A 21,065-nucleotide genomic window follows, 5' to 3' on the forward strand; every position below is an offset into this window, starting at 1 on the left:
GATGGTCTCGTTTCGCTCAATGACAGAAGAAGAGTACTCTGCTCATCTTGAATATTTTATTCCTGATTATGCAAATGAGATAGCGTCAAATTATAGAATGTCTAAAAGTGATTCTCTAACAATGGCCAGGCAGGAAATATCAAAATTGCTTGCGGAAGGAGTGAATACGCACGGGCAAATTTTGCTGTCCATTTTCTCGAAATTAGATGTATCTGAGAGGCACGTAGGCTATCTCTGGTACAAACCAGATGCGGCAATGTGCACAGTATTTATCTATGATTTTCATATTTTTAATTCATTTCAGGGAGAGGGATTGGGTAAACAGGCTCTTCGCGCTTTTGAAGAGGATCTTCAGGATAAGGGTTTTAAAGAGATTAGACTACGTGTAGCTGGAGATAATGCCCGCGCTCTCCATGTATACGAGAGCAGCGGTTTTGGAGTAACGGGTATCAATATGAGCAAGGCCATCGTGCGTTAGGATATTAAATAACAGAATCAGTAATTGAAAACTACGTCTGCCTTTCGCTCATAGCGAACATTGCGCCAATTCAGTCCGCTCTGTGCCAGAAGCGGACGTCAGAGTCGATTCATACAATCAGCGCAATGTTTTTGAAAAGCAGACAGCTTCTGTCCTACCTATATATGGGCCATAATTTTCAATACGGACATAGCCAATTTTTTTGTAGAAATTTACGGCCCGATAGTTGATGTGTCGTGTTTCCAGCCTAAGCTCGATATATCCCATCTCTTTTGCAGATTCTTCAAGAAAAATAAGTAAAGCACCACCAACCCCTGGCACACTTCGGTCTGAAAACATTCTTTTAAGCTCGGCTATATTGTACGTTAATGGCCGTATAGCTCCGCATCCTATCGCTTTACCTTGAGGGTTCTTTGCTAATGCCCATAAGGCTTTGTCATCACTCATTGCTTCAGCGGTGAAATGGCTTTTGCCGTTATCACCAGTAATAGCGGCAAGTTCTGCTGACAGCAATTCGATTAGGTGATGGGATTCTGAAGAAAATGGATCTGATTTCTCTACTGTTATCATGGTTGTACCCTGCAGGATGAGTGTGACCAACATAAAGCATCCTGCTAAGGAAAGCATCAGACCAAAGCGGGTGATGGTGCAATACTGTTTCCAAACTATTTCGAGAGTGTAATGTCTGTTCCTCGCTCATAGCTGCCCCTGCATAACGTCTTGATGGGCAGCTTAGTGCCAGAAGCGGACGCTAATATATTCACATGCTTGATTATATTAATACCCAAAGTCACTTTGTGAATCATAGTCATTCAAGTTAATATTGAGTAATATTTCAGATGCTTTGTAAGCAACTTCTCCAGCGTTAAAGTCATCTCTGTTTGAAAGCACAACAACAGTTAACTTTGAATCCATATGCCTTACAAAAAATGAAACATAACCTATCCAACTACCTGAATGCATTAGGCTTTCCTCCCCGAAATCATGCTGAACGACTAGCCCGGAAGCATAGGGTTGATAATCTTCAACTTTGAGAATCTCAGTTAACTCCTCTTTATTTGGTACTGAAATAATATTTATTAATTCCGAGCCACCTGCTTTTGCCTCAGAGAAATTTCTGCCCCATTTAATTAAATCATTTGCCGTTGAGTAAACTGCCCCATCTCCGGTTTGAGTCCATAAGCTTTCTTTGTGTTCATAATTATCTCCGGATTCAGAAAAAAAATAACCTTTAGCAGTCTCCAGTTTAATTGGATATGATTCATTGAAGAAAGTATCCTTCATACCAAGAGGGGAAAAAATCATATCATTGGCATATTTAGATATTTTTACCCCTGTAACTCTTTCAATTGCAATGGAGAGTAGAAAATAATTTGTGTTAGAGTGTGCAAATTTCTTTCCCGCTTCAAAGTCAGGCTTAATACAATTGCAAACATCTTCCAGGCTTTCCTCTGGAGTCAAATCACCAAAGAATGAAATTCCTTTTTCTTCTGCTATGTCAATATAATCTTTAAATCCACTCGTATGATGGATAAGATTTTTTATTTTTATATCCTCTGCATAACTTGGCAACTCAGGAATATATTCTTTTACCGACTTTGATAGCGAAACTTTACCTTCACGTTCTAATAAGTGAATACAAAAAGCAGTAAACTGCTTTGATAGAGACGCAAGATTAAAAATAGTATTTTCATCACAATATCTGGATCTTTCTACATCCGCCAAGCCACGTGAAGAAAAATAGCGACTTCCATCATCAAATTCAGCAAGAAGGACTACGCCAGGCTCATTTTCTTTAATGTCGTGCAAAATAAAATCTAACTTATCTTTTAGTATTAAATCCATTTTAAGTAAATCTCGCTTGGTGATATGATAACTTTCACTTATCATTGGGCTGCAAAATGTTAAGAATTTTTAGTTTGAAATAACACATACTTACTATTAAATTCAACATTTTTCCATTTTATTTAATAGCGGAATTCATATCGAATTAATTTAATAAATCCTGTTACCCTGAATAGCCTTTCTCATTCTGATTATATTCGGAGGAAGATCGGTTTAATCAGGGGGCGCTAGCTGCAGGCGAAACTTGGGTTCATGGCCGGAATATCATGGTAGTACTGTAGAATCTCAGTTATTAAAAACGTTCTGTCCGCTTTTCGCTCTTAGCGAACATTAGACTATTATCAGTTCGCTTTGTGCGAAAGCCTGCAGTCGGGTCGGAAACGCCCCAGGGGTTTCCGGTGCATTCTAACGGAATGGTTGCGCGTCAAAGCGCCCGCAGCGCAGGATTTCTCTTTGCTTCCGGATCGGTTCTCTTATGTGAGTAGGGGGAAGGGTGGTTACGGTTTTCTCTGGCATAAGATTGAAAGTCTGAAGTTCAGATAATATAAAAAGCAACAGGCAGAAAAAATTAAAGTAAGGGCTATTTTTTGCCGATAACTCCGGATAAATTAAACTTGGGTTTTTATTATTATGAAAAAATGTTTGCCTTTTACTTTCTTGAGCGTTGCTTTATTAAGTGGCTGTTCAGCTTTCAATTATTCCGCGCCGCTTTATCACGACCCTGTTGGTGAGAAAAGTCATCTGGCTCGCGTTCGTTTTATTGGGAATGTCACCGGTACATCGATATCTACAAAAGGAAACAGCACGTTTCAGGAATTAGTCCCGCATACATCATTTGGTTATTATAATGACTCCCGCGATATTGGCATGCCTAAAATAAGCTATCGTCAGCAGGATTATAAAAGTTACTATTTTGAAGTACTTGCAAAGCCAGGTCCAACCATTTTCCACATCATTACCGATGAAACCGACCAGGGACACTGCTCAATGTCAGCGTTAGTAAATCTTGAGGCTGGAAAAGATTACGACGTGAATTTTGATGCACATGAACAGTTTACTAAATGTGTTTTTCACTTTAGTGAAATTGTAACCGATCCAGCTACAGGCGTGAAAATCCTTAAAGCTGAGCCGTTTAAAAAAGGTGATTACTTTGCAAACGAATTTAATTAAAGGCATCGTTTGTTCAGTAATGCTGGTTTTACCTTCCGTGCAGGGCTGTATATCTGGAGGCGTACGCTCGCACAATGTATCGGAAACGTCTTTTGAAGATAAATCCCTTAGTAGTTGGTTAGTCGCTGGAAAAACAACTAAACGGGAAGTCCTGAGCCGTTTTGGCCCCCCCAATTCTCCTGAAAATTTTAGCGAGGCGCTGAGGTGGCGCTATATCTGGAGTCAACAAAGCAGACTCGTAATAATTCCGATTTCACCGAAAATAGTGGGTCAGGAACAAATTCTTACTTTATCCTTTACCGAGGATGGTCATCTTATTTCTTATAAACTTGATGAGCAGAGTCCTCACTTCCAAAAAGGTGATGAGCCTAAAGGGGTTTTTAATAGGTGAGCCTTACTAACTAAAGACAGCTCTATCATACCAGTTGACCTGCACCCCTCCAATTGGTGCAATGCGGACGTTACTTACGTCCGCTCCTCGCTCATAGCGGACATTGGGCTAGATAGCGTCCGCTTTGTGCCAGAAGCGGACGTTGACAGCCCGGCACTGCAGTGGCTGCCCTGAAGCTGGACGCAAGCGATTCTTCAGTTTCAGGCCTGACTAAATTTGGCTCCGCAATCCAAAATATATAAAATATTTTCATTTAATTTGTGACATTCATCCTCTCCATATTTTCATGCCCTCAACAAAAAAACACCTTAAAATCAGGCTCTATTTGGCATTTAAACTATAATCAGGTTTCATCATCTGGATTCGTACGGATGGTTTTTCACTGACCTGATACAGTTAATTGTTAAGGATATATCATGAATAAAGTGACCTCTGCCCTGATTAGCAGCAGTATTTTTCTGGCTATGAGTGCGGCCGGCGCGGCCTCAAACGATGTTCATCTGGAGCATCACACGCAGTCTTTCGTTGACCAGCTGAACAGCGGTAATGGAAAACCCATTGAGAAACTTTCGCCGGAGGAAGCCCGCAAGGTTTTGTCCGGTGCACAGTCTTCAGTGAAAGTTGACCTCTCCGGCGTGACAACCTCAAACAAAACCATTCAGGTCGATGGTAAGCCCGTAGAACTGACCATCGTCAGGCCTGAAAATGCCTCAGAAAAGCTGCCGGCCTTTATGTTTTTCCACGGAGGAGGATGGGTTCTGGGAGATTTCCCGACGCATCAGCGCATGGTCCGGGACCTGGTCCTTGCGTCCGGTGCGGTGGCCGTCTTTGTAAACTATACCCCCAGTCCGGAAGCACACTATCCGGTTGCCATAAACCAGGCCTACGGTGCCACAAAGTGGGTCGCTGAACATGGCGATGAAATCAGTGTCGACGGTAAGCGCCTCGCAGTCGCGGGAAACAGCGTTGGCGGAAACATGGCGGCAGTGGTAAGCCTGATGGCAAAAGAAAAACACGGACCTGACCTGCGTTACCAGGTGTTGTTCTGGCCGGTAACCGATGCAAAATTTGACACAGCCTCCTACGAAAAATATGCGACAAAGCGCTTCCTGACCCGGAATATGATGAAATGGTTCTGGGATAATTACACAACCAGCGATGCGCAGCGCAATGAAATATACGCTTCACCGCTCCGTGCTTCAGAAACCCAGCTGAAAGGTCTCCCGCCAGCGCTTGTACAGACGGCAGAGAACGATGTGCTGCGGGATGAAGGGGAAGCTTACGCCCGTAAGCTTAACGCAGCCGGCGTGGACGTGGTTCAGGTGCGTTATAACGGCATGATACATGATTACGGACTGCTGAATGCTCTCGCCGAAGTTCCTGAAGTTCAGGCCTCACTGACTCAGGCGGGTAGTCTGCTTCGTGAGCATCTGAAATAGTTTTAGCGGGCTGCTCAGAATGCTGACCAGCCCGGGTTTACTCTTCCTGAACCCTTCTTCATGCCGTAGATCAGTGCGGTTATGGCAATCCAGCAAATCAGACATTTCATCCCGAAAGACTATTACGCCGGAAAATAACGTCTACTCTTCGCTCTTAGCGGACTTTAATGTCTAACAGCTTAACCACTGCTTTTACCAGGCTGGACGATGTTACCTGAACTCGTTCCGGGTAACGTCGTCAGCAGGCAAGCCGCGCAACGGTGCGACAGCACAATTTAATAGTTACAACATATTAATGTATTTTAATCACTGAACATGGAAAATAGCAGGCAGGATTAGGCCGGCGAACCGGCCTGAGGCATTATCAGATGGCGCAATAAACGCGCGCTTCACGTGGCGTGTAGATACCAAACGTCACCACGCTCAGTAAGCCATTAACAAACGTCTGCTGCACTTCAACCCGGCTAACTTTTTCCGGGCTGCCGCACACCTGTGCCGCATCAATGCTCTTACGCTGACCGATACCTGAAACAAAGAACGGCTGGCTGGTCGTTTTCGTCGCCGCGCCAACCTGGTTCTGTTTCATCACGAAAGTCTGCTGCGCACAGCCGGTTAAACTCAGAGCCAAAAACGCCGCAACACAAAGCTTGTTCATAAATATCCTTATCGCCAGAAATGAAAAAAAAGCTGAGTGTAATCATCACTCAGCCAGCAATCAGGTTATCGACAACGAAAGCGGAAACTTGAGAAAAATTTCTGAGTACGCCTTAACGGATACGTTGTGCTGAATAGTACAGCAATTAAAAAAGCCCCTGCACTGCAGGGGCTTTTTATGTTTACCGTTGCGTTTCCGCTTAGCGAGTCAAATTGTCGAAAAACTTTTTGACGCCATCGGGAAAGCTTTTTGAACGCCGACTGTTCTTCTTTCCCACCACACCACCAAAGCCCTCTTCCAGCTTACGTAGCAGCGCCTTTTGTTTCTCGTTAAGGCTAACCGGCGTTTAAACCACGACAAATGCAGTTCGATGGCGTGCGCATGAAAGGGCCATCTGGCTCAAACGTTTTCGTGACGGAGTTTTACGATTTCTTTTCGGGCTGAAATGTCCGCTATGTAACACAAGCAAAAATCCAATCTGGTCCGTTTGCCCACTAAGAACACTTCACCTGATCGTTTCAGCAATGTTCAACAGGGGTGTCGGCTCATTTCATCATCACTGCTTAGTGACCCTTAGTATCAGGCAACCTCTCGGCTGTGCGCCGCTACTTTACGCCTGATAAATCAGATAAAAGGGCGTGAAATCGACTCTATGCCCAGCATAATTAAAAACAGAAGAAAACACTGCCTGAAGCGCATGGGACTAATACGTGCCCGCACCTTCTGGCCGAGCCACATTCCGGCCAGAGCAGGGAGTATGGATATAAATGAAAGTGAAAATTGCTCTATCCGGAACGCGTCATGAAGCTAAATTCCTGCCGCCAGCGCAATCGTAGACACGGTAAATGACAGGCCAGGGGCCTGGACGTGTTCATCGTTACTGAAGCGAAGCGACTGAAGATAGAGAACGGCTGGCATAACGAATAGACCTGTCGCACCGGTTAGCAGGCCTGTTATGAAGCCAGTAACGGGTGACAACCCTTTCTCCCGAGCCTGAGTAACGGTAAGCGATGGAGAAACTATCGCTAAAACAGCATATACGATTAAAGCCACACCCAGGCCGAACGCTGACCAGGCGGGATTAATGCTAATCAGAAGCGAAGATGCTGCCACCGTACCAGCCAGTATAAGCAGCAGCATCAGCCAGAAGCGCCTGACGATCATAATGACGAAGCAGGCGTCGCGTTATAAGTTAAGGCTGATATATGCCGCAGCTTACCTTTTATAGCTGTTAGCGTTGAGTTCCTGAAACTGGTATTATGCGAAAATGAGAATTTAAAAAGACGTTATTGAAAATGAAAGTCGATTCATTCAAAGATCTTATAAAGAAAGCCGCTTTGAACCTTTTTAAAGAGAAGGGGCTGAATAATGTCTCAACGCGAGACCTGAATGCCCGGCTTAATATTTCCAGAAGCCATATGTATCATTACTATAGTAACTGGGATGAGCTTAAGCTCGACGCTATAAAAAAGATGCTGGATGATGATGTTAATGACTATCTCCTGAAATTAAAAGAGCGAAAAACTGGCACAATATCAGAGGAACTATTGTTTTTTTTAGATTATCTGCTGCCAGATGCTCCCTCTTCGCACTGGATTCTCTATCTTGAAATATGGCCTCTTTCAGCAAGAGATCAGCGTTATGCTGACCTTATTCACGCCAATTTAATGCAGTGGAATGACATCGTCGAAGATATCATTACGCGTGGTATCGAAGTGGGGGAATTTACCTCTGCAAATAGTCAGGTTTCAGCCCGACAAATTGCGGCTGTGCTTGATGGTTATTCAAGCATGATCATACTTGATTATTCTGCTGAAAAACGCGCTCTCTTTCTTGAGGAAATTTTTAAGTTTTCTCTTCAGATGGTGAGATAAAGATGAGCGCAGGCGTTCTGGCTTTACCCGTATTCATTGATGACTGACGTCCAGATATTTCAGTAGTTTTATCATTTTGCGTTCAGCGGGGATGTATCCTGGCTGGCTGGCATCGATCCAGCTTTCGTCAGCTTCAGGGTGAGGTCCGGTCAGTACCACTTTCCCTTTTCCATAGGTATAGGCCGCCATGGCAACATCGCCATTACTGTACCAGGCGATTGGAGTAAACCCTCTGCTGGTGGAACTGTTATTCAGATAAGGACCATCCTGATAATAAGCTGACTCTTTCTTTCCTCCCCACAGTATTGTTAGCGTGTAATCGTCCTCATCCGTAGCTTCTGCGCCCGGTCTTCCTGCTTCGGTATCCAGAGGTGCGTCGATCAGACCTATCCAGTCTTTATCAGCAAGATAAGCGCCCATGCAAAGGCCAAGAAATCCCTTACCAGAGCGAACAAAATTCCGGATGGCTTCTGCACCCTCATCGCCTATAGCATTATAAGCTGCGGGAATATCCTGTCCGCCCCCTGGCTGAATATAGAGGTCAAATTTTTTGAGATTACTGCTGTTTAGTTTTAAATTCTCATTTTCTCCAATATAGCTGACAGAGAGATTCAATCCTGTTTTTACAAGCGATTTCACCACCATTTCTGAGCAACCTTCACAGCCAGCTTTCCCCCGGTAAACAGCGATGTTAACGGGTTTTGTGCCAGCAGCATAGGCTGCTGGCGCATAGCCTGCCGAGGCTGCCATCAATGCTGAGGTAAAGACAAAAGCGCCCAGGTAGCGTCTGCAACGGAATTTATCGGACTTCATTACATATCCCTTAGTGTTCGACAGCAAAAATAAACAGACAGTGAAAAAGAGAATGATAGTAAAAACTCTAAATTAGAGCGGTTGCCCTAATTTACAGTTGAGGTCATAGTTGTCAAGTTTTAATTTATTCACAGGAAAGTGATTTATCTTTCATTCAGATTGGTTGTGTTGATTAAGCAAGGTAAATACTGCCGGATATCATAAAAAAGAGTCATGTATCGGGAATAGTACCGATCCTGTTCAACATGAGCTTTTCTTATGACCTGAAAGTAAGGATAAAAGTTAAGAGGATGCCAGTCAGGATGATTATCAGTAAGTTATGAAATCAGGCGCGTCTTCCGTATCCGACTCAATAGCACCGGAGAATGGACAAACTTTTATTGGCGGGAGACCTTGCGCAAGGGACTCATGTGCGTGCGGATTAGCCTTTTTATTCTTAGTGAGGAGTGGGCAGAAACCTGCAGGCTCTGTTTTTGTTTGCTCCAATAGCCCCAAAGCCGCTATCTCGCATAACGTTGAAATCAGGCCTCGCTTCTTCTTACAGCCTTTACCCTGCTTTATCCAACCCCCAAATCCCCACACTTTGAGACTATTACCCTTGTCTCAAATGGCGGCAGCCAGGATCCTGCTCTATTCTCGGGGAAAATGGATTCCTCCAGGCTTTGTCGAGGCACTATGACGTACAAATCCCTGATTGCCGAAGTCCACAATCAGCAGCGCACCCTGACCGCCATTGTCGAACAGGATGAGCGCACCGCCTATTTTTACATCTGGCCAACCGACCTGTTCCGCAGTCAGTATGCGGTGCGCGGCTGCTGGCTACGTAACCTGCTGCCTGCACCGGCACAGGAAGATCGCGAGGCGATGGAGCAGGGCATCGCGCCGCTGCTCAGCGCCGAGTATTGCCGTAATCTGGAAGCGGAGCCCGCGCTGGACCCGGCGGGTCTGCAGGTGCTGTGGGAGCCTTCTGATGATGGCGCGGCGCTGTGGTATTACGGCCAGCTGCTGGCGGTGATCCCCGGCTGGAGCCTCTATCAGGAGAAGCAGGTGAGCTTCTCTGCGGGCTGTATCAAAAAGAACCGGCTGACGGCCCCGCTGGGTTCAGCATCGACCAACGACTACTACGCCCGTGCGGAGCATCAGCGTCAGTTCTGGCGCGAATGGCACGACGGCAGCGAGTGGGACAGGGTCCAGCAGGATCTTATGGCCTGCTATCAGGCGCGCTTTGGCGAGTCAGTGAAATATTACGCGATCGATCAGGGCAGCTGGCCGCCGATGGCGATCTCGCAGCACTGGCATCAGGGCGTATGGTATTTCCTGACGCTCGGCATGAGCATCCGGCCCATGCCGCAGGTCGATTACCTGTTTGATGAGCTGGCACCGCAGTATCGCCGTATCGAACTGGGCATGGCGGTCGACGGTGAAATCATGACCGAAGGCAACGCGGTGCAGATGGCGAGTGCACTGGCGGAGTTCGTGCATCTGCCGTGGGCGCGGCTCACCTGGCTGGGTGAGGGCCACACGCTGGCGTCGGAAGTGGCTCCCGTCGGCTTTGAAAGCTTCCTGCTGGCGAATGAACTGGCAACCGAACAGGCGCAGTTCAAGCTGCCCAAGCGCGATGGCGATCGACCTGCTTTGCTCTGGACCACGCCTGTCACCGAAGCGGAGCGTCTGTTCGCGCAGGCCGATGAACATGGCGGCCAGAAGTTACGGGAATTGTTAACAGCGGAGGGCAACGATCATGTCTTCCGTCCGCGCCAGCAGGTGATCAATCCTGAGGAATAGGCCAGCAATAACGCGCTTGTTCACGCGATCCCCGGCAACAGTCGGGGACGTGATAGTCCCGTCTTGAAATTAAATTTTTACAAAAATCAAACATTTCTCAAATATGTGATCCCGCTCATCTCAAGTTCCTGTTTAGTGAGCCGTTAACCCGGATCAGGCAATCGCGCCGCACCAGGTTCAGGGGAACAAAGATGTTTAAAACAACACAATCCCGCTTCACCGCAACAATGATCGCGTTCTTTGTTGCGCTTTTACTCGTTACAGTTTGGGTCATCAATCAGTTCGTCGCGCCACAGCTGGTCGACAGCGAAAGTCGTCTGGTCCGCTATCAGGTCGATTCACTCGCCTCCGGCATCGTTGAACAGATGAACCGCGTGCAGGCACAGCAGCGTGCGATTACCGAAGCTGCCTCTGTCATGGACAGCGCCACTATCGACACCCTGTTACCGACGCTGGTGAACCAGTATCAGGACAGCAATGTGTTTGGTGGCGGTATCTGGCCACTGCCAAACCGTCGCGATCCGGCCAAAGAGAAAGACAGCAGCTTCTTTGCCCGTAATGCCAGCAATGAATTACAGGTCAACACCTACTGGAACTCCGACGCCGCCGATAAATACTGGGAGCAACCCTGGTACAAAGATGGTCTGGCTGCCGCGAAAGGGCAGTGCGCCTGGGCAAAAGCCTATCAGGATGCCGCCAGCCCGCAGCCGCGTACCAACTGCGCCATGGCTATCTACCGCAATGGCTCGGCCTGGGGTGTTGCCACCATCGACGTGACCCTGGGGTTCTTTAACCAGCTGGCGAAGCAGATGGGTGAAACTATTCACGGCAATGTGCTGATCGTCGAAGCCGACGGCAAAGTCGTGGGCAATGGCGCGCTGGTGAATGCCGCGCCGAAGCTGGAGAACCTGGCTGACGTGCAGATGTCGATGGCCGCACCGCTGAAAACGCTGCTGAACGGCGTGGGCAATCAGCCGCTGGAAACCACCTATGACAGCAGCGAAGGCGAGCAGACCCTGTTCGTGCAGGCCATTCCTGGCAGCCCGTGGTATCTCGCCAGCAGCCTGCCAACCAGCCTGCTGAAAGCGCAGTCGCACAACATGCTGACTCGCCTGGGTCTGGTGCAGATCCCACTGGCGGTCATTCTGCTGCTGGTGTCGCTGGGCTTTGTCCGCGCCATGATGAAACGCCTCAACGTGCTGAACAGCAACATCGAAGCGCTGTCGACCGGTGGTGCCGATCTGACGCAGCGTCTGCCAGCCAGCAACAGCCCGGAGTTCAACGCTGTCGCGCAGAGCTTTAACCAGTTCATCAGCTATCTGCAGGGACTGTTGCAGCAGGTGGGCGACAGCGCACTGGCGATTACCGCTGCATCGCGCGAAATTGCCAGCGGCAACGCCAATCTCTCCTCCCGTACCGAAGATCAGGCCAGCTCGATTGTTGAAACGGCCGCGTCGATGGAGCAGCTGACCGGCACCGTGCGTCAGAACGCCGACAACGCCACTCACGCTAACCAGCTGGCGGGCGATGCCTCGCAGGTGGCCGCGCGTGGCACCGAAGTAGTCCGTCAGGTGGTCACCACGATGGGTGAGATTCATCACTCGTCCCGTAAAGTGGTCGACATCATCAGCGTGATCGACAGCATCGCCTTCCAGACCAATATCCTGGCACTCAACGCTGCGGTAGAAGCTGCCCGGGCCGGTGAACAGGGCCGTGGTTTTGCGGTAGTTGCATCGGAAGTACGTAACCTGGCACAGCGTTCAGCTAACTCGGCGCGTGAGATTAAAAAGCTAATCGAAGAGTCAGTGGCAAACATCGATACCGGCAGCGCGCTGGTTGAGCAGGCAGGTCAGACCATGGATGAGCTGATGAAGGGGGTAAGCAGCGTAACGACCCTGATGAGCGAAATCATGTCCGCCAGCCGCGAGCAGAGCCTGGGTATCGAACAGGTTAACGTGGCGATTACTCAGCTTGATGGCACCACACAGCAGAACGCCGTGCTGGTAGAGCAGGTTTCTGCTGCCGCGCAGGCGATGGAGTCGCAGAGCACCCAGCTTGAGCAGGTGGTTCAGAGCTTCCGACTGTAATCCTCTTTCAGGCCAGCCTTGCTGGCCTGATTTTCTTTCTGCTTCATCTGCTTATCTCCGCCTGAGACGCGCAAAAATTCCGCGATGTTCCCCCCAGACTGCTTATTCTGTGCCAGAATAGTTGGGAATAATCTCAAGGAAAAGCCATGTCTGCTATTGAAGTTATCCTCGTTGACCACCTCGATCGTCCCACCGGCAAAATGGAAAAGCTGGAAGTGCATGAAAAAGGATTACTGCACCGCGCGGTGACGGTCTACGTCTTCAATTCCCGGCAGGAGCTGTTACTGCAGCGGCGTGCCAGCGATAAATATCACTGTGGTGGCTTGTGGAGTAATACCTGCTGTGGTCATCCTTATCCGCATGAATCGACCCGCGACGCCGCCGAGCGCCGTCTGCGTGAAGAGATGGGGATGATCGTGACGCTGACGCCGGTATTTGAGCTGAGCTATAACCTGAAGCTGAGCAACGGCCTGACCGAGCATGAATATGGTCACGTCTTCTTTGCCGTCTGCGACAGCCTGCCGCAGCTGAATCCGCAGGAAGCTGACGCCTTTGATTATCGTCCGATGGCGCTGATCGAGGAGCAGATGCAGCAGCAGCCACAGCAGTTCACGCCGTGGTTTTTGCATACCTTCCCGCGTATCCCGGACTATCTGGAGCAGTTTCCTTTCCCGGCCGTAACGGCATAAAAAAACCGCACCGAGGTGCGGTTTTCCTGCGCTCTATTTACGCCCTGACCGCTGTTTAACGCGGCAGCTCAAAATCCTCTGCATCCACATCATAGCCTGATGGTTCCCAGCGGATCGCCAGCAGCGCCAGCAGTCCGGCCAGCGGGGCCAGGAAGATCACCCAGAACACGCCAGTGCCCAGCGCGGCAACCAGCACCGGGAACAGAAACAGCGACACAGTCGAACTGCCGCGCATCAGCGTCTGGTTGAAGCCGACGCCCACGCCGCGCAGCGACGTCGGGTAGCTTAGCGACGCAAAGGTCATAGTGTGCGAACCCGGCCCGAAGCCCTGACCAAACAGGAACAGCGCCAGCATGCCGATCGCCAGTGCGGCTTCCTGGCCGCCTTCCGGACGACCAATCAGCGCCAGACCCAGCAGCGCCACGCACTGACAGCCATAACCCGCCACCGACATCTTCCACGCACCCAGACGCGGCACCAGTCGCACCGCCAGAATCCCGCCGACAAAGGCGAACAGCAGATTCAGCGCCAGTGACACCAGAATGGTGGTGAGCATCGACTGAGCAAAGAAGCTGGAGATAATCACCGGCAGACCAAACGCCACCGCATTATAGGCAAACGACGAGGCGATAGAGGTGATGGTCGCCAGCAGCGTGCGGCGGCGATAAACGCCCTGCAGCAGCGCGCCATAGTTGCGCCAGCTCGCCTTGCGCACGGGGGTGGCAGCGGTCAGCCCGGCGTCGGGTGCCACCTGCGCGTTGATGTTCCAGGCACTGCGCAAAATCGCGGCGGCCCCTTTCAGATCGCCCTGATTAGCCGCCCATACCGGCGATTCACTCATGTAACGGCTGCGGATGGCGATGATAACAATCGCCGGAACGGCCCCAAAACCGAGGATCAGCCGCCAGAGCCAGTCGGTGTGGCTTTCAGGCAACACCGCATAAAGCAGCAGCACCAGCAGATAAGAGATGCTGATCGCCGCGTACCAGGTCGGACACCACATCGCCACGCTGGCGGCTTTATTCCCCTTGCCGCGTAGCTTTGAAAACTCCGCCAGAAATGCCATCGCCACCGGCAGATCGATCCCGACGCCCAGCCCCATCACAAAGCGCGCGCCAGCCAGCACAGACTCATTCGGGGCAAACGCACAGGCGATAGCGGCCACCACGAAAAAGAACATATCGGCCATAAAGACCCGATAACGGCCAATTTTGTCGGTGAGATAGCCGCCAATCAGCGCGCCGATGATCGCGCCGAAGGTGATGGCCGAGGCGACCATGCCGGTGCCGGTCGGAGTGAGACTAAACTCGCGCGTGATGTCTTTAATGCCAAACGCCAGCGCGCCCAGGTCGTAGGCGTCAAGGAACACGCCGCCCAGTGCAATCGCCACCACAATACGGGCATTGTTACGGGCGCTGTCGCCGCTGTTCACTAAACGGGAGACGTCAGCTGCGCTGCGAATCCACTGTGTTTCGCCACCGGGCGAACTCCCTGCTGTTGCCACATGGGCGGAAGAGGTCAGGTCGGACATGATGTTGTACGTCTTTTATTATAAAAACAGATTTTCGAGAATAGCCGTTTAGACGCCCAGACGTAAATTCATTTCAGTTATAGATAATAATTTTTTAATCCCAAATCGTTATCAATTTGCGATAAAGTCAGCTGCATCGCCGCCGCGCCAGGCTACGCTTTTAAGGCAGATTATTTCCGCTGCACGCCTTGTCAGTCTCCCTCTCAGCGGCAGGCGAGCAGCCTCAACGCTAAGGCGTCTCATGCCTTGCGAGTCATCACGCGAAAACATCATGCAAAAACAACAAACTGCGATAAGGAAAAGACCATGGTCAGAATTCGGGGTTGGGTGGGAGTCAGCGCGTTGCTGCTCAGTATGGGGATGGCACAGGCAGCGGATCCCGTGCGGGTCGGCTCCAAAATTGATACTGAAGGATCACTGCTGGGCAACGTAATCCTTCAGGTGCTGGAAAAGCACGGCGTAAAAACCGTCAATAAAATCCAGCTCGGCACAACGCAGGTGGTACGCGGTGCCATCACGGCGGGCGAGCTTGACATCTACCCCGAATATACCGGCAACGGCGCGTTTTTCTTCAATGATGAAAAAGACAGCGCCTGGAAGAATGCCGCCGCAGGCTACGAAAAGGTGAAGAAGCTGGATGCGGAGAAAAACCATCTGGTGTGGCTGACACCGGCTCCGGCCAACAACACCTGGACCATTGCCGTGCGTAAAGACCTGGCGGAGAAAAACCAGCTCACCTCGCTGGCCGATCTCAGCGTCTTTCTGAAAAAGGGCGGCACCTTCAAGCTGGCCGCTTCAGCCGAATTTATCGAACGCAGCGATGCTTTACCGGCCTTTGAAAAAGCCTACGGCTTTGACCTCAAGCAGGATCAGCTGCTGTCGCTGGCGGGCGGCGATACTGCTGTGACCATCAGCGCGGCGGCGCAGCAGACCTCTGGCGTCAACGCGGCGATGGCCTACGGCACCGACGGTCCGGTGGCGGCACTGGGTCTGCAGACGCTCAGCGATCCCAAAGGTGTTCAGCCGATTTACGCGCCGACGCCGGTGATCCGCGAATCAGTACTTAAAGCCTATCCGCAGATTGCCGACTGGCTGAAGCCAGTCTTCAGCGCGCTTGATGAGAAAACGCTGCAACAGCTCAACGCCAAAATTGCGGTCGACGGCCAGGACGCCAGCAGCGTAGCGACCGAGTGGCTGCAGCAGAAAAAGCTGCTGTAACCGATGCAGATATCGCGGGACGCGATACGCCGTCCGGCTCAGCAGCCGGTGGCTTTGCTGCTGCTGACGCTGCTGAGCCTGGCGCTGGTGACCTTGCCGTTCCTTAACTTCGCCCCGAATCGTCTGGTGGCGGGTGAACCCCTGATGGGCTGGCAGATAAACCGCTTCGGGCTGTTGCTGCTGCCGCTGGTGACGCTGTGGCTGCTGCTGTGGCGTCAGCCCGGGCGCGTCACGCTGATGGTGGCGCTGCTGGCGGCGGAGCTGATGCTGGCGGCGCTCATCTGGCTCAGCGGGCATCAGGCGACGTTGCTGAGTCAGCAGGGCAGCCGTCTGGCGCGCACCAGCTTTGCCAGCGGCCTGTGGTGCAGCGGTGCGCTGATCCTGCTGCTGATCACCGATCAGGTGCGGCAGCTGACCCCGCATCGGCTGGCACAGCTGCTGCTTAATCTGCAGGTCTGGCTCCTGCCGCTGCTGCTGCTGTTCAGTGGCCAGCTCGCCGATCTCTCCCTGCTGAAAGAGTATGCCAACCGTCATGCGGTTTTTGATGCGGCGCTGAGCCGTCATCTTACGCTACTGGCCGGTACGGTCTTGCCTGCGTTAATGATTGCGCTGCCGCTGGGCGTCATGCTGTTCCGGCGGCCCGGCTGGCAGGGAAGCGTCTTCGGTGTACTGAATGTGATTCAGACGGTGCCGTCAGTGGCGCTGTTTGGTCTGCTGATTGCGCCGCTGGCCGGTCTGGCTCAGCATTTTCCGTGGCTCGGTGACTGGGGTATCAGCGGCATTGGTATGGCCCCGGCGCTGATCGCCCTGGTGCTTTATGCACTGTTGCCGCTGGTGCGCAGCGTGGTCGTAGGTTTACAACAGGTGCCGCAGGAGGTGCGCGAAAGCGCGCGCGGTACGGGCATGAGCGGCTGGCAGCAGTTTATCGCGGTGGATGTGCCGCTGGCGCTACCGGTCTGGCTGGCGGGCCTGCGTGTCGTCGTCGTGCAGACGCTGGGCATGGCGGTAGTGGCGGCGCTGATTGGCGCGGGTGGCTTTGGGGCGATTATTTTCCAGGGGCTGTTAAGCAGTGCGCTGGATTTGGTGTTGCTGGGCGTTATCCCGGTGATTGCGCTGGCGGTCGTCATTGATGCGCTGTTCCGCCTGCTGATCTCACTGCTGGAGAGAAAAGATGATTGAGTTTGATGGCGTTTCCCGCGCCTTTAACGGTAAAGCGGCGGTAAAAAATCTGTCGCTGCAGGTAGCAAAAGGGGAATTCTGCGTACTGCTCGGTACCTCCGGCTCCGGCAAATCGACCACGCTGAAAATGATCAACCGGCTGGTGGAGTTTGATAGTGGTGAGATCCGCTTTGCCGGTGAGTCGATTCGCCAGCTCGATGCCCGTATATTACGCCGACGCATGGGCTATGCCATTCAGTCGATTGGCCTGTTTCCGCACTGGACGGTGCGGAAGAATATCGCCACGGTGCCGGTCCTGCTGGGCTGGTCCAGAGCGCAGATCGATGAGCGCATCGCGGCGCTGCTGGCGCTGCTGAACCTTGACGCGCAGCTACTGAATCGCTATCCGCATCAGCTCTCCGGCGGGCAGCAGCAACGGGTGGGCGTGGCGCGGGCACTGGCGGCTGACCCGGAAGTGCTGCTGATGGATGAGCCGTTCGGCGCACTCGATCCGGTGACGCGCGGCGTGCTGCAGCAGGAGATGCTGCGTATTCATCGGCTGTCGGGCCGCACCATCGTGCTGGTGACGCATGACATCGACGAAGCGCTGACGCTGGCAGATCGCATCGTGCTGATGGATAACGGTGAAATTGTCCAGCAGGGCAGGCCGGCAGAGCTGCTGACCCAGCCAAAAAATGACTTTGTGCGCGACTTCTTTGGCCGCAGCGAGATGGGCGTCCGGCTGCTGTCGCTGGAACAGGTCGGAAATGCGGTACGGCGTGGAGAATGGTTTGCAGGCGAACCGATCGCTGCCGCACTGACGCTGCGGGATGCGCTATCGCAGTTTATCGCCCGGCGCACTGATAAACTGCCGGTCGTTGACGATCGGCAGCAGCCGCTGGGCGTGCTCCACTTTGGCGACCTGCTGCAATTGCGCGAGGGCTTAACATGCGCAGGCTAAGGGATCCGCTGCTGTGGCTGGTGCTGTTCTATGGCGCGCTGCTGACCCTGATGCCTTACAGCGGGCCGCTGTTTCACCGCTGGTTTCCCGAACTGGCACGGCCACTCTATCAGCAGGAGAGCTTCTGGCAGCTGACGCTGGCGCATCTGTTTCTGGTGGTCACCGCCAGCCTGCTGGCCATTGTTATCGGCATTGGCAGCGGTGTGCTGGTGACCCGGCGAGCGGGGCGCGCTTTCCGGCCGCTGATGGAAACTATCGTGGCGGCGGGGCAGACTATTCCGCCGGTGGCGGTATTGGCGATTGCGGTGCCGGTAATGGGCTTTGGCGCGTGGCCGGCGGTGGTGGCGCTGCTGCTGTACGGATTACTGCCGATTTTACAGGGTACGCTGGCGGGCATTGATAGCGTACCCGCCAGCAGCCGGGAGATTGCCATCGGGGTCGGCATGAGTAGCTGGCAGCGGTTGTGGCAGATTGAACTGGCGCTGGCTGCACCGGTGATCATCGCCGGGATACGCACGTCGGTAATCATTAACATCGGCACCGCGGCTATCGCTTCGACGGTGGGCGCGAAAAGTCTGGGGTCGCCGGTGATTATCGGCCTGAGCGGGTTTAATACAGCTTATGTAATTCAGGGAGCACTACTGGTGGCGCTGCTGGCAATAGTGAGCGATCGCCTGTTTGAACGCCTGCAGCGCTGGCTTAGCGTGAGTGAACAATAAGAGAGTATCCCACCAGCATCAGACCGCTGGTGCCGCCGAGAGCCATAATGAAAAACAGCGTGGCGAAAAAGGCTTTTTTGACATTCATGGATGAAACCTGAGCTTGTTAACAGTGAGGCGGGGATAATAGCGCGCGCAAGGCAGGAGGCAAAGTGCCCGGCGTGCGTTTTTGTTATCAGGCCGGTTCGTGTAACCGCACGCCATAGCCCTGTTCCTGCCAGTGTGACAGTTGCTCCTGCTGACGACGGGTCAGTTTTTTACCGGTAAAGACAAACATATTCATGCCGGGAAAGAGTTCAGGACGGGGAACATCCAGCGGTTCTGCCAGTACATCAATCCGCCAGCCATGCTGAGACAGACGCCAGCCTTCCAGCCAGATACGGGTGCGATCGTCGATGCCCCAGCCAATAATCAGCGCATCTTTACCCGATTTTTTGCGACTGGCGGTCAGACAGAATGCAACATAGTCGATCAGCAGACCATCAAGCAGACTGCACATGGTGCGGGCCGTGTTCTGATCCAGACTCAGCTTCTGGCGCACCGGCATGAAAACGTGATCAATCAGCGCATCAATAGGATGTTCGCGACCAATCGCGGCAATTTTATTACGAAGTTTAGCAGGTCTGACGTGGCGCAGTACGCTAATCAGCTCATCCTGTAGGGTAGTCCAGCCATCGTGTGCATCAACATCGCCACCTTCCAGCAGTGCCTTCACTTTACCGACCGGCACGCCACTTTCAATCCAGCGCATAATCTCTTCGATGCGCTGCACATCCTCTTCGTCAAACTGACGATGTCCGCCTTCGGTACGTTGCGGCTTCAGTAAGCCATAACGACGCTGCCAGGCGCGCAGGGTGACTGGGTTTATGCCACAGCGCTCGGCGACGTCACCGATACTGTATAAGGTCATAAATTCCTCTTTCGATTGGTCTGAGTGCGATTACCATAACGAAGCAAACTAAGTTGTACAATACATTTCTCAATGTACAACTTGACTGATACGGCTTTTCCAGGCTATATCTCAATAAAGAGAATTATTCCCAAAAATGAGAAAAAACCATGACGGAGCTGAATACGGAGCAACGACTGGCGGTGCGGCTGGCGGAATTACGCCTGCAACGCGGCTGGTCTCTTGATGAATTGTCTGTCGCTACCGGCATCAGCCGCGCGACATTATCGCGCATTGAGCGAAGCGAGACCAGTCCCACGGCTGCATTGCTTAATCGTCTGTGTGTCGCCTACGGCTTAACGATGTCGCGCCTGCTCAGTGAAGTGGAAGAAGAGTCCAGGCTGCTGGTCAGAAATGAGCAACAGCCGGTGTGGCAGGATGACGCCAGCGGCTTTGTCCGCCGGAATATTTCACCACCTGCCGTTCATTTTAGATGCGAACTCGTAGAGGGCAAGTTACGGCCTGGTGCGCGTATCGATTATGATGCGCCACCCATTCAGGGGCTGGAGCAGCATATCTGGCTGCGCGAGGGTGGTCTCACCGTCACGATGGGGTCTCAGGCGTGGACGCTACAGCCCGGCGACTGCCTGCGGTTTCATCTGATCGGAAAATCGGCTTTTGAGGCGCACCTGACTGACGGCGCGCGTTACTTACTGGTGGTGGCGAAACCATGACGGATTACGCAACGCTCAGCGCGACCCAGGCACAACAGCTGCTGGGCGAACTGACCGACGTTTTGCAGGGCTGCGTGGCAGACGGTGCCAGCGTCGGCTTTATTGATCCCGAAGATAGTGAGGTGATGGTGCGATTCTGGCAGCAGCGGATCGCCAGCATCACCAGTGGCGACAGCGAACTTATCGTCGCGCGTAAGCACGGTCGCATCGTGGCCACGGTCATCCTCAGCCGTAGCGGCATGCCTAATGGCCGCCACCGCGCAGAGATCAGTAAACTGCTGGTGCATCCGCAGGCGCGCCGTCAGGGTATCGCCCGTGAACTGATGCAGCGTGCGGAGCGGCGAGCACGCGCGCAGGGCAAAACCCTGCTGGTGCTGGATACACGCAGCGGCGATGTCGCGAGCGACCTCTATCGCTCGCTGGGCTGGCAGGTAGCGGGGTCGATTCCCTGTTATGCCGAATCCATCGCAGGCGTGCTGGATGCCACCACCTATATGTACAAAGTTCTGGCGTAAAACACCGCCGTCGGACAATCGCTGAAATTTACGACACGGCACGAAAAATTCGGCGCGAAAGCTGACGTCGCCAGGATACTGTGTAAAAATACAGGCCATTTTTTCGGTGTGGTA

The 21,065-nt window shown here is 52.2% G+C and carries 21 protein-coding genes and 1 pseudogene; 14 read left to right on the plus strand and 8 right to left on the minus strand.

All coding sequences use genetic code 11. The features are described 5' to 3' along the window. Position 1: 1 nt before the first annotated feature. Complete coding sequence (locus IBT54_RS02750) at positions 2-478, plus strand: N-acetyltransferase (RefSeq protein ID WP_201251532.1); 477 nt, start codon at positions 2-4, stop codon at positions 476-478. Positions 479-595: 117 nt separating this feature from the next. On the opposite strand, the gene IBT54_RS02755 is transcribed toward IBT54_RS02750, so the two are convergent. Together IBT54_RS02755 and IBT54_RS02760 are read right to left on the minus strand one after the other, a co-directional pair. Next, complete coding sequence (locus IBT54_RS02755; RefSeq protein WP_201251533.1) at positions 596-1,081, minus strand: GNAT family N-acetyltransferase; 486 nt, start codon at positions 1,079-1,081, stop codon at positions 596-598. Between the two features lie 174 nt (positions 1,082-1,255). Further along, positions 1,256-2,323 carry a serine hydrolase gene (locus tag IBT54_RS02760; protein WP_201251534.1) on the minus strand — a complete coding sequence of 356 codons (1,068 nt, stop codon included), beginning with the start codon at positions 2,321-2,323 and terminating at the stop codon, positions 1,256-1,258. 630 nt (positions 2,324-2,953) lie between these two features. Here IBT54_RS02760 and IBT54_RS02765 point away from each other — a divergent pair. The 3 genes from IBT54_RS02765 to IBT54_RS02775 all read left to right on the plus strand — a co-directional run bounded on the left by IBT54_RS02765 (position 2,954) and on the right by IBT54_RS02775 (position 5,323). After that, positions 2,954-3,493, plus strand: coding sequence for a hypothetical protein (locus IBT54_RS02765; RefSeq protein ID WP_201251535.1), 540 nt, complete (start codon positions 2,954-2,956; stop codon positions 3,491-3,493). Continuing rightward, a complete protein-coding gene (locus IBT54_RS02770) occupies positions 3,474-3,884 on the plus strand; it encodes a hypothetical protein (RefSeq protein ID WP_201251536.1) in 411 nt (136 codons plus the stop codon). Before IBT54_RS02765 ends, IBT54_RS02770 begins: the two co-directional genes overlap by 20 nt. A gap of 464 nt (positions 3,885-4,348) precedes the next feature. Then, positions 4,349-5,323, plus strand: a complete 975-nt coding sequence (locus IBT54_RS02775; RefSeq protein WP_201251720.1) for an alpha/beta hydrolase — start codon at positions 4,349-4,351, stop codon at positions 5,321-5,323. Between the two features lie 364 nt (positions 5,324-5,687). On the opposite strand, the gene IBT54_RS02780 is transcribed toward IBT54_RS02775, so the two are convergent. The 3 genes and pseudogenes from IBT54_RS02780 to IBT54_RS25120 form a co-directional block, all read right to left on the minus strand. Beyond that, positions 5,688-5,978 carry a Bor family protein gene (locus tag IBT54_RS02780; protein WP_013357216.1) on the minus strand — a complete coding sequence of 97 codons (291 nt, stop codon included), beginning with the start codon at positions 5,976-5,978 and terminating at the stop codon, positions 5,688-5,690. Between the two features lie 199 nt (positions 5,979-6,177). Next, positions 6,178-6,324 (minus strand): annotated as a pseudogene (locus IBT54_RS02785) (molecular chaperone DnaJ); the annotation flags it as partial. Positions 6,325-6,785: 461 nt separating this feature from the next. Further along, positions 6,786-7,142, minus strand: coding sequence for a TSUP family transporter (locus IBT54_RS25120; RefSeq protein ID WP_255540184.1), 357 nt, complete (start codon positions 7,140-7,142; stop codon positions 6,786-6,788). Positions 7,143-7,273: 131 nt separating this feature from the next. On the opposite strand from IBT54_RS25120, the gene IBT54_RS02795 reads away from it, so the two are divergent. Next, positions 7,274-7,852: a TetR/AcrR family transcriptional regulator gene (locus tag IBT54_RS02795; protein ID WP_230299970.1), complete on the plus strand. Its 579-nt coding sequence runs from the start codon at positions 7,274-7,276 to the stop codon at positions 7,850-7,852. A gap of 33 nt (positions 7,853-7,885) precedes the next feature. Here the strand turns inward: IBT54_RS02795 and IBT54_RS02800 are convergent, their stop codons facing one another. Then, positions 7,886-8,665 (minus strand): BPL-N domain-containing protein, encoded by a 780-nt coding sequence (locus tag IBT54_RS02800; protein ID WP_201251537.1) that lies wholly within the window; start codon positions 8,663-8,665, stop codon positions 7,886-7,888. Positions 8,666-9,340: 675 nt separating this feature from the next. Here IBT54_RS02800 and IBT54_RS02805 point away from each other — a divergent pair. From IBT54_RS02805 to idi, 3 genes are all read left to right on the plus strand, one after another. Then, positions 9,341-10,450: a suppressor of fused domain protein gene (locus IBT54_RS02805; protein WP_201251538.1), complete on the plus strand. Its 1,110-nt coding sequence runs from the start codon at positions 9,341-9,343 to the stop codon at positions 10,448-10,450. Positions 10,451-10,641: 191 nt separating this feature from the next. Continuing rightward, a complete protein-coding gene (locus IBT54_RS02810; protein ID WP_110331573.1) occupies positions 10,642-12,537 on the plus strand; it encodes a methyl-accepting chemotaxis protein in 1,896 nt (631 codons plus the stop codon). 146 nt (positions 12,538-12,683) lie between these two features. Next, the gene (gene idi, locus IBT54_RS02815; RefSeq protein ID WP_033782399.1) at positions 12,684-13,226 is read left to right on the plus strand and encodes an isopentenyl-diphosphate Delta-isomerase; all 543 of its coding nucleotides are present in this window, start codon (positions 12,684-12,686) and stop codon (positions 13,224-13,226) included. Positions 13,227-13,281: 55 nt separating this feature from the next. On the opposite strand, the gene IBT54_RS02820 is transcribed toward idi, so the two are convergent. Further along, positions 13,282-14,757: an MFS transporter gene (locus tag IBT54_RS02820; RefSeq protein WP_013357222.1), complete on the minus strand. Its 1,476-nt coding sequence runs from the start codon at positions 14,755-14,757 to the stop codon at positions 13,282-13,284. 306 nt (positions 14,758-15,063) lie between these two features. Between IBT54_RS02820 and IBT54_RS02825 the strand changes: the two genes are divergently transcribed. The 4 genes from IBT54_RS02825 to IBT54_RS02840 are packed head-to-tail and all read left to right on the plus strand — an operon-like array spanning position 15,064 to position 18,813. Beyond that, the gene (locus IBT54_RS02825; RefSeq protein WP_201251539.1) at positions 15,064-15,975 is read left to right on the plus strand and encodes an ABC transporter substrate-binding protein; all 912 of its coding nucleotides are present in this window, start codon (positions 15,064-15,066) and stop codon (positions 15,973-15,975) included. A gap of 3 nt (positions 15,976-15,978) precedes the next feature. Continuing rightward, positions 15,979-17,154: an ABC transporter permease gene (locus IBT54_RS02830; protein WP_201251540.1), complete on the plus strand. Its 1,176-nt coding sequence runs from the start codon at positions 15,979-15,981 to the stop codon at positions 17,152-17,154. Next, positions 17,147-18,094 carry an ABC transporter ATP-binding protein gene (locus tag IBT54_RS02835; protein WP_033782408.1) on the plus strand — a complete coding sequence of 316 codons (948 nt, stop codon included), beginning with the start codon at positions 17,147-17,149 and terminating at the stop codon, positions 18,092-18,094. The genes IBT54_RS02830 and IBT54_RS02835 overlap by 8 nt, the downstream gene beginning before the upstream one ends. Next, a complete protein-coding gene (locus IBT54_RS02840; protein ID WP_033782410.1) occupies positions 18,082-18,813 on the plus strand; it encodes an ABC transporter permease in 732 nt (243 codons plus the stop codon). Before IBT54_RS02835 ends, IBT54_RS02840 begins: the two co-directional genes overlap by 13 nt. Before the next feature lie 175 nt (positions 18,814-18,988). Here the strand turns inward: IBT54_RS02840 and IBT54_RS02845 are convergent, their stop codons facing one another. Then, positions 18,989-19,723, minus strand: coding sequence for a MerR family transcriptional regulator (locus IBT54_RS02845; RefSeq protein ID WP_013357228.1), 735 nt, complete (start codon positions 19,721-19,723; stop codon positions 18,989-18,991). A gap of 149 nt (positions 19,724-19,872) precedes the next feature. Here IBT54_RS02845 and IBT54_RS02850 point away from each other — a divergent pair, with 149 nt between their 5' ends. Both IBT54_RS02850 and IBT54_RS02855 read left to right on the plus strand, forming a co-directional pair. Then, positions 19,873-20,436 carry an XRE family transcriptional regulator gene (locus IBT54_RS02850; protein WP_013357229.1) on the plus strand — a complete coding sequence of 188 codons (564 nt, stop codon included), beginning with the start codon at positions 19,873-19,875 and terminating at the stop codon, positions 20,434-20,436. Beyond that, positions 20,433-20,951 carry a GNAT family N-acetyltransferase gene (locus IBT54_RS02855; protein ID WP_201251541.1) on the plus strand — a complete coding sequence of 173 codons (519 nt, stop codon included), beginning with the start codon at positions 20,433-20,435 and terminating at the stop codon, positions 20,949-20,951. The genes IBT54_RS02850 and IBT54_RS02855 overlap by 4 nt, the downstream gene beginning before the upstream one ends. The last annotated feature ends 114 nt before the right edge of the window (positions 20,952-21,065 follow it).

Origin of the sequence: Pantoea sp. S62 (assembly GCF_016658625.1) — a bacterium.
Lineage (GTDB): Bacteria > Pseudomonadota > Gammaproteobacteria > Enterobacterales > Enterobacteriaceae > Pantoea > Pantoea vagans.

Bases quoted from the DNA above. Each gene is read 5' to 3' on its own strand.
- IBT54_RS02805 (WP_201251538.1), top strand. From the start codon at position 9,341: ATGACGTACAAATCCCTGATTGCCGAAGTCCACAATCAGCAGCGCACC.
- IBT54_RS02830 (WP_201251540.1), top strand. From the start codon at position 15,979: ATGCAGATATCGCGGGACGCGATACGCCGTCCGGCTCAGCAGCCGGTG.
- IBT54_RS02810 (WP_110331573.1), top strand. From the start codon at position 10,642: ATGTTTAAAACAACACAATCCCGCTTCACCGCAACAATGATCGCGTTC.
- IBT54_RS25120 (WP_255540184.1), bottom strand. From the start codon at position 7,142: ATGATCGTCAGGCGCTTCTGGCTGATGCTGCTGCTTATACTGGCTGGT.
- IBT54_RS02800 (WP_201251537.1), bottom strand. From the start codon at position 8,665: ATGAAGTCCGATAAATTCCGTTGCAGACGCTACCTGGGCGCTTTTGTC.
- IBT54_RS02835 (WP_033782408.1), top strand. From the start codon at position 17,147: ATGATTGAGTTTGATGGCGTTTCCCGCGCCTTTAACGGTAAAGCGGCG.
- IBT54_RS02755 (WP_201251533.1), bottom strand. From the start codon at position 1,081: ATGTTGGTCACACTCATCCTGCAGGGTACAACCATGATAACAGTAGAG.
- IBT54_RS02825 (WP_201251539.1), top strand. From the start codon at position 15,064: ATGGTCAGAATTCGGGGTTGGGTGGGAGTCAGCGCGTTGCTGCTCAGT.
- IBT54_RS02855 (WP_201251541.1), top strand. From the start codon at position 20,433: ATGACGGATTACGCAACGCTCAGCGCGACCCAGGCACAACAGCTGCTG.
- IBT54_RS02840 (WP_033782410.1), top strand. From the start codon at position 18,082: ATGCGCAGGCTAAGGGATCCGCTGCTGTGGCTGGTGCTGTTCTATGGC.
- idi (WP_033782399.1), top strand. From the start codon at position 12,684: ATGTCTGCTATTGAAGTTATCCTCGTTGACCACCTCGATCGTCCCACC.
- IBT54_RS02760 (WP_201251534.1), bottom strand. From the start codon at position 2,323: ATGGATTTAATACTAAAAGATAAGTTAGATTTTATTTTGCACGACATT.
- IBT54_RS02775 (WP_201251720.1), top strand. From the start codon at position 4,349: ATGAGTGCGGCCGGCGCGGCCTCAAACGATGTTCATCTGGAGCATCAC.
- IBT54_RS02750 (WP_201251532.1), top strand. From the start codon at position 2: ATGGTCTCGTTTCGCTCAATGACAGAAGAAGAGTACTCTGCTCATCTT.
- IBT54_RS02850 (WP_013357229.1), top strand. From the start codon at position 19,873: ATGACGGAGCTGAATACGGAGCAACGACTGGCGGTGCGGCTGGCGGAA.
- IBT54_RS02780 (WP_013357216.1), bottom strand. From the start codon at position 5,978: ATGAACAAGCTTTGTGTTGCGGCGTTTTTGGCTCTGAGTTTAACCGGC.
- IBT54_RS02820 (WP_013357222.1), bottom strand. From the start codon at position 14,757: ATGTCCGACCTGACCTCTTCCGCCCATGTGGCAACAGCAGGGAGTTCG.
- IBT54_RS02845 (WP_013357228.1), bottom strand. From the start codon at position 19,723: ATGACCTTATACAGTATCGGTGACGTCGCCGAGCGCTGTGGCATAAAC.
- IBT54_RS02765 (WP_201251535.1), top strand. From the start codon at position 2,954: ATGAAAAAATGTTTGCCTTTTACTTTCTTGAGCGTTGCTTTATTAAGT.
- IBT54_RS02795 (WP_230299970.1), top strand. From the start codon at position 7,274: ATGAAAGTCGATTCATTCAAAGATCTTATAAAGAAAGCCGCTTTGAAC.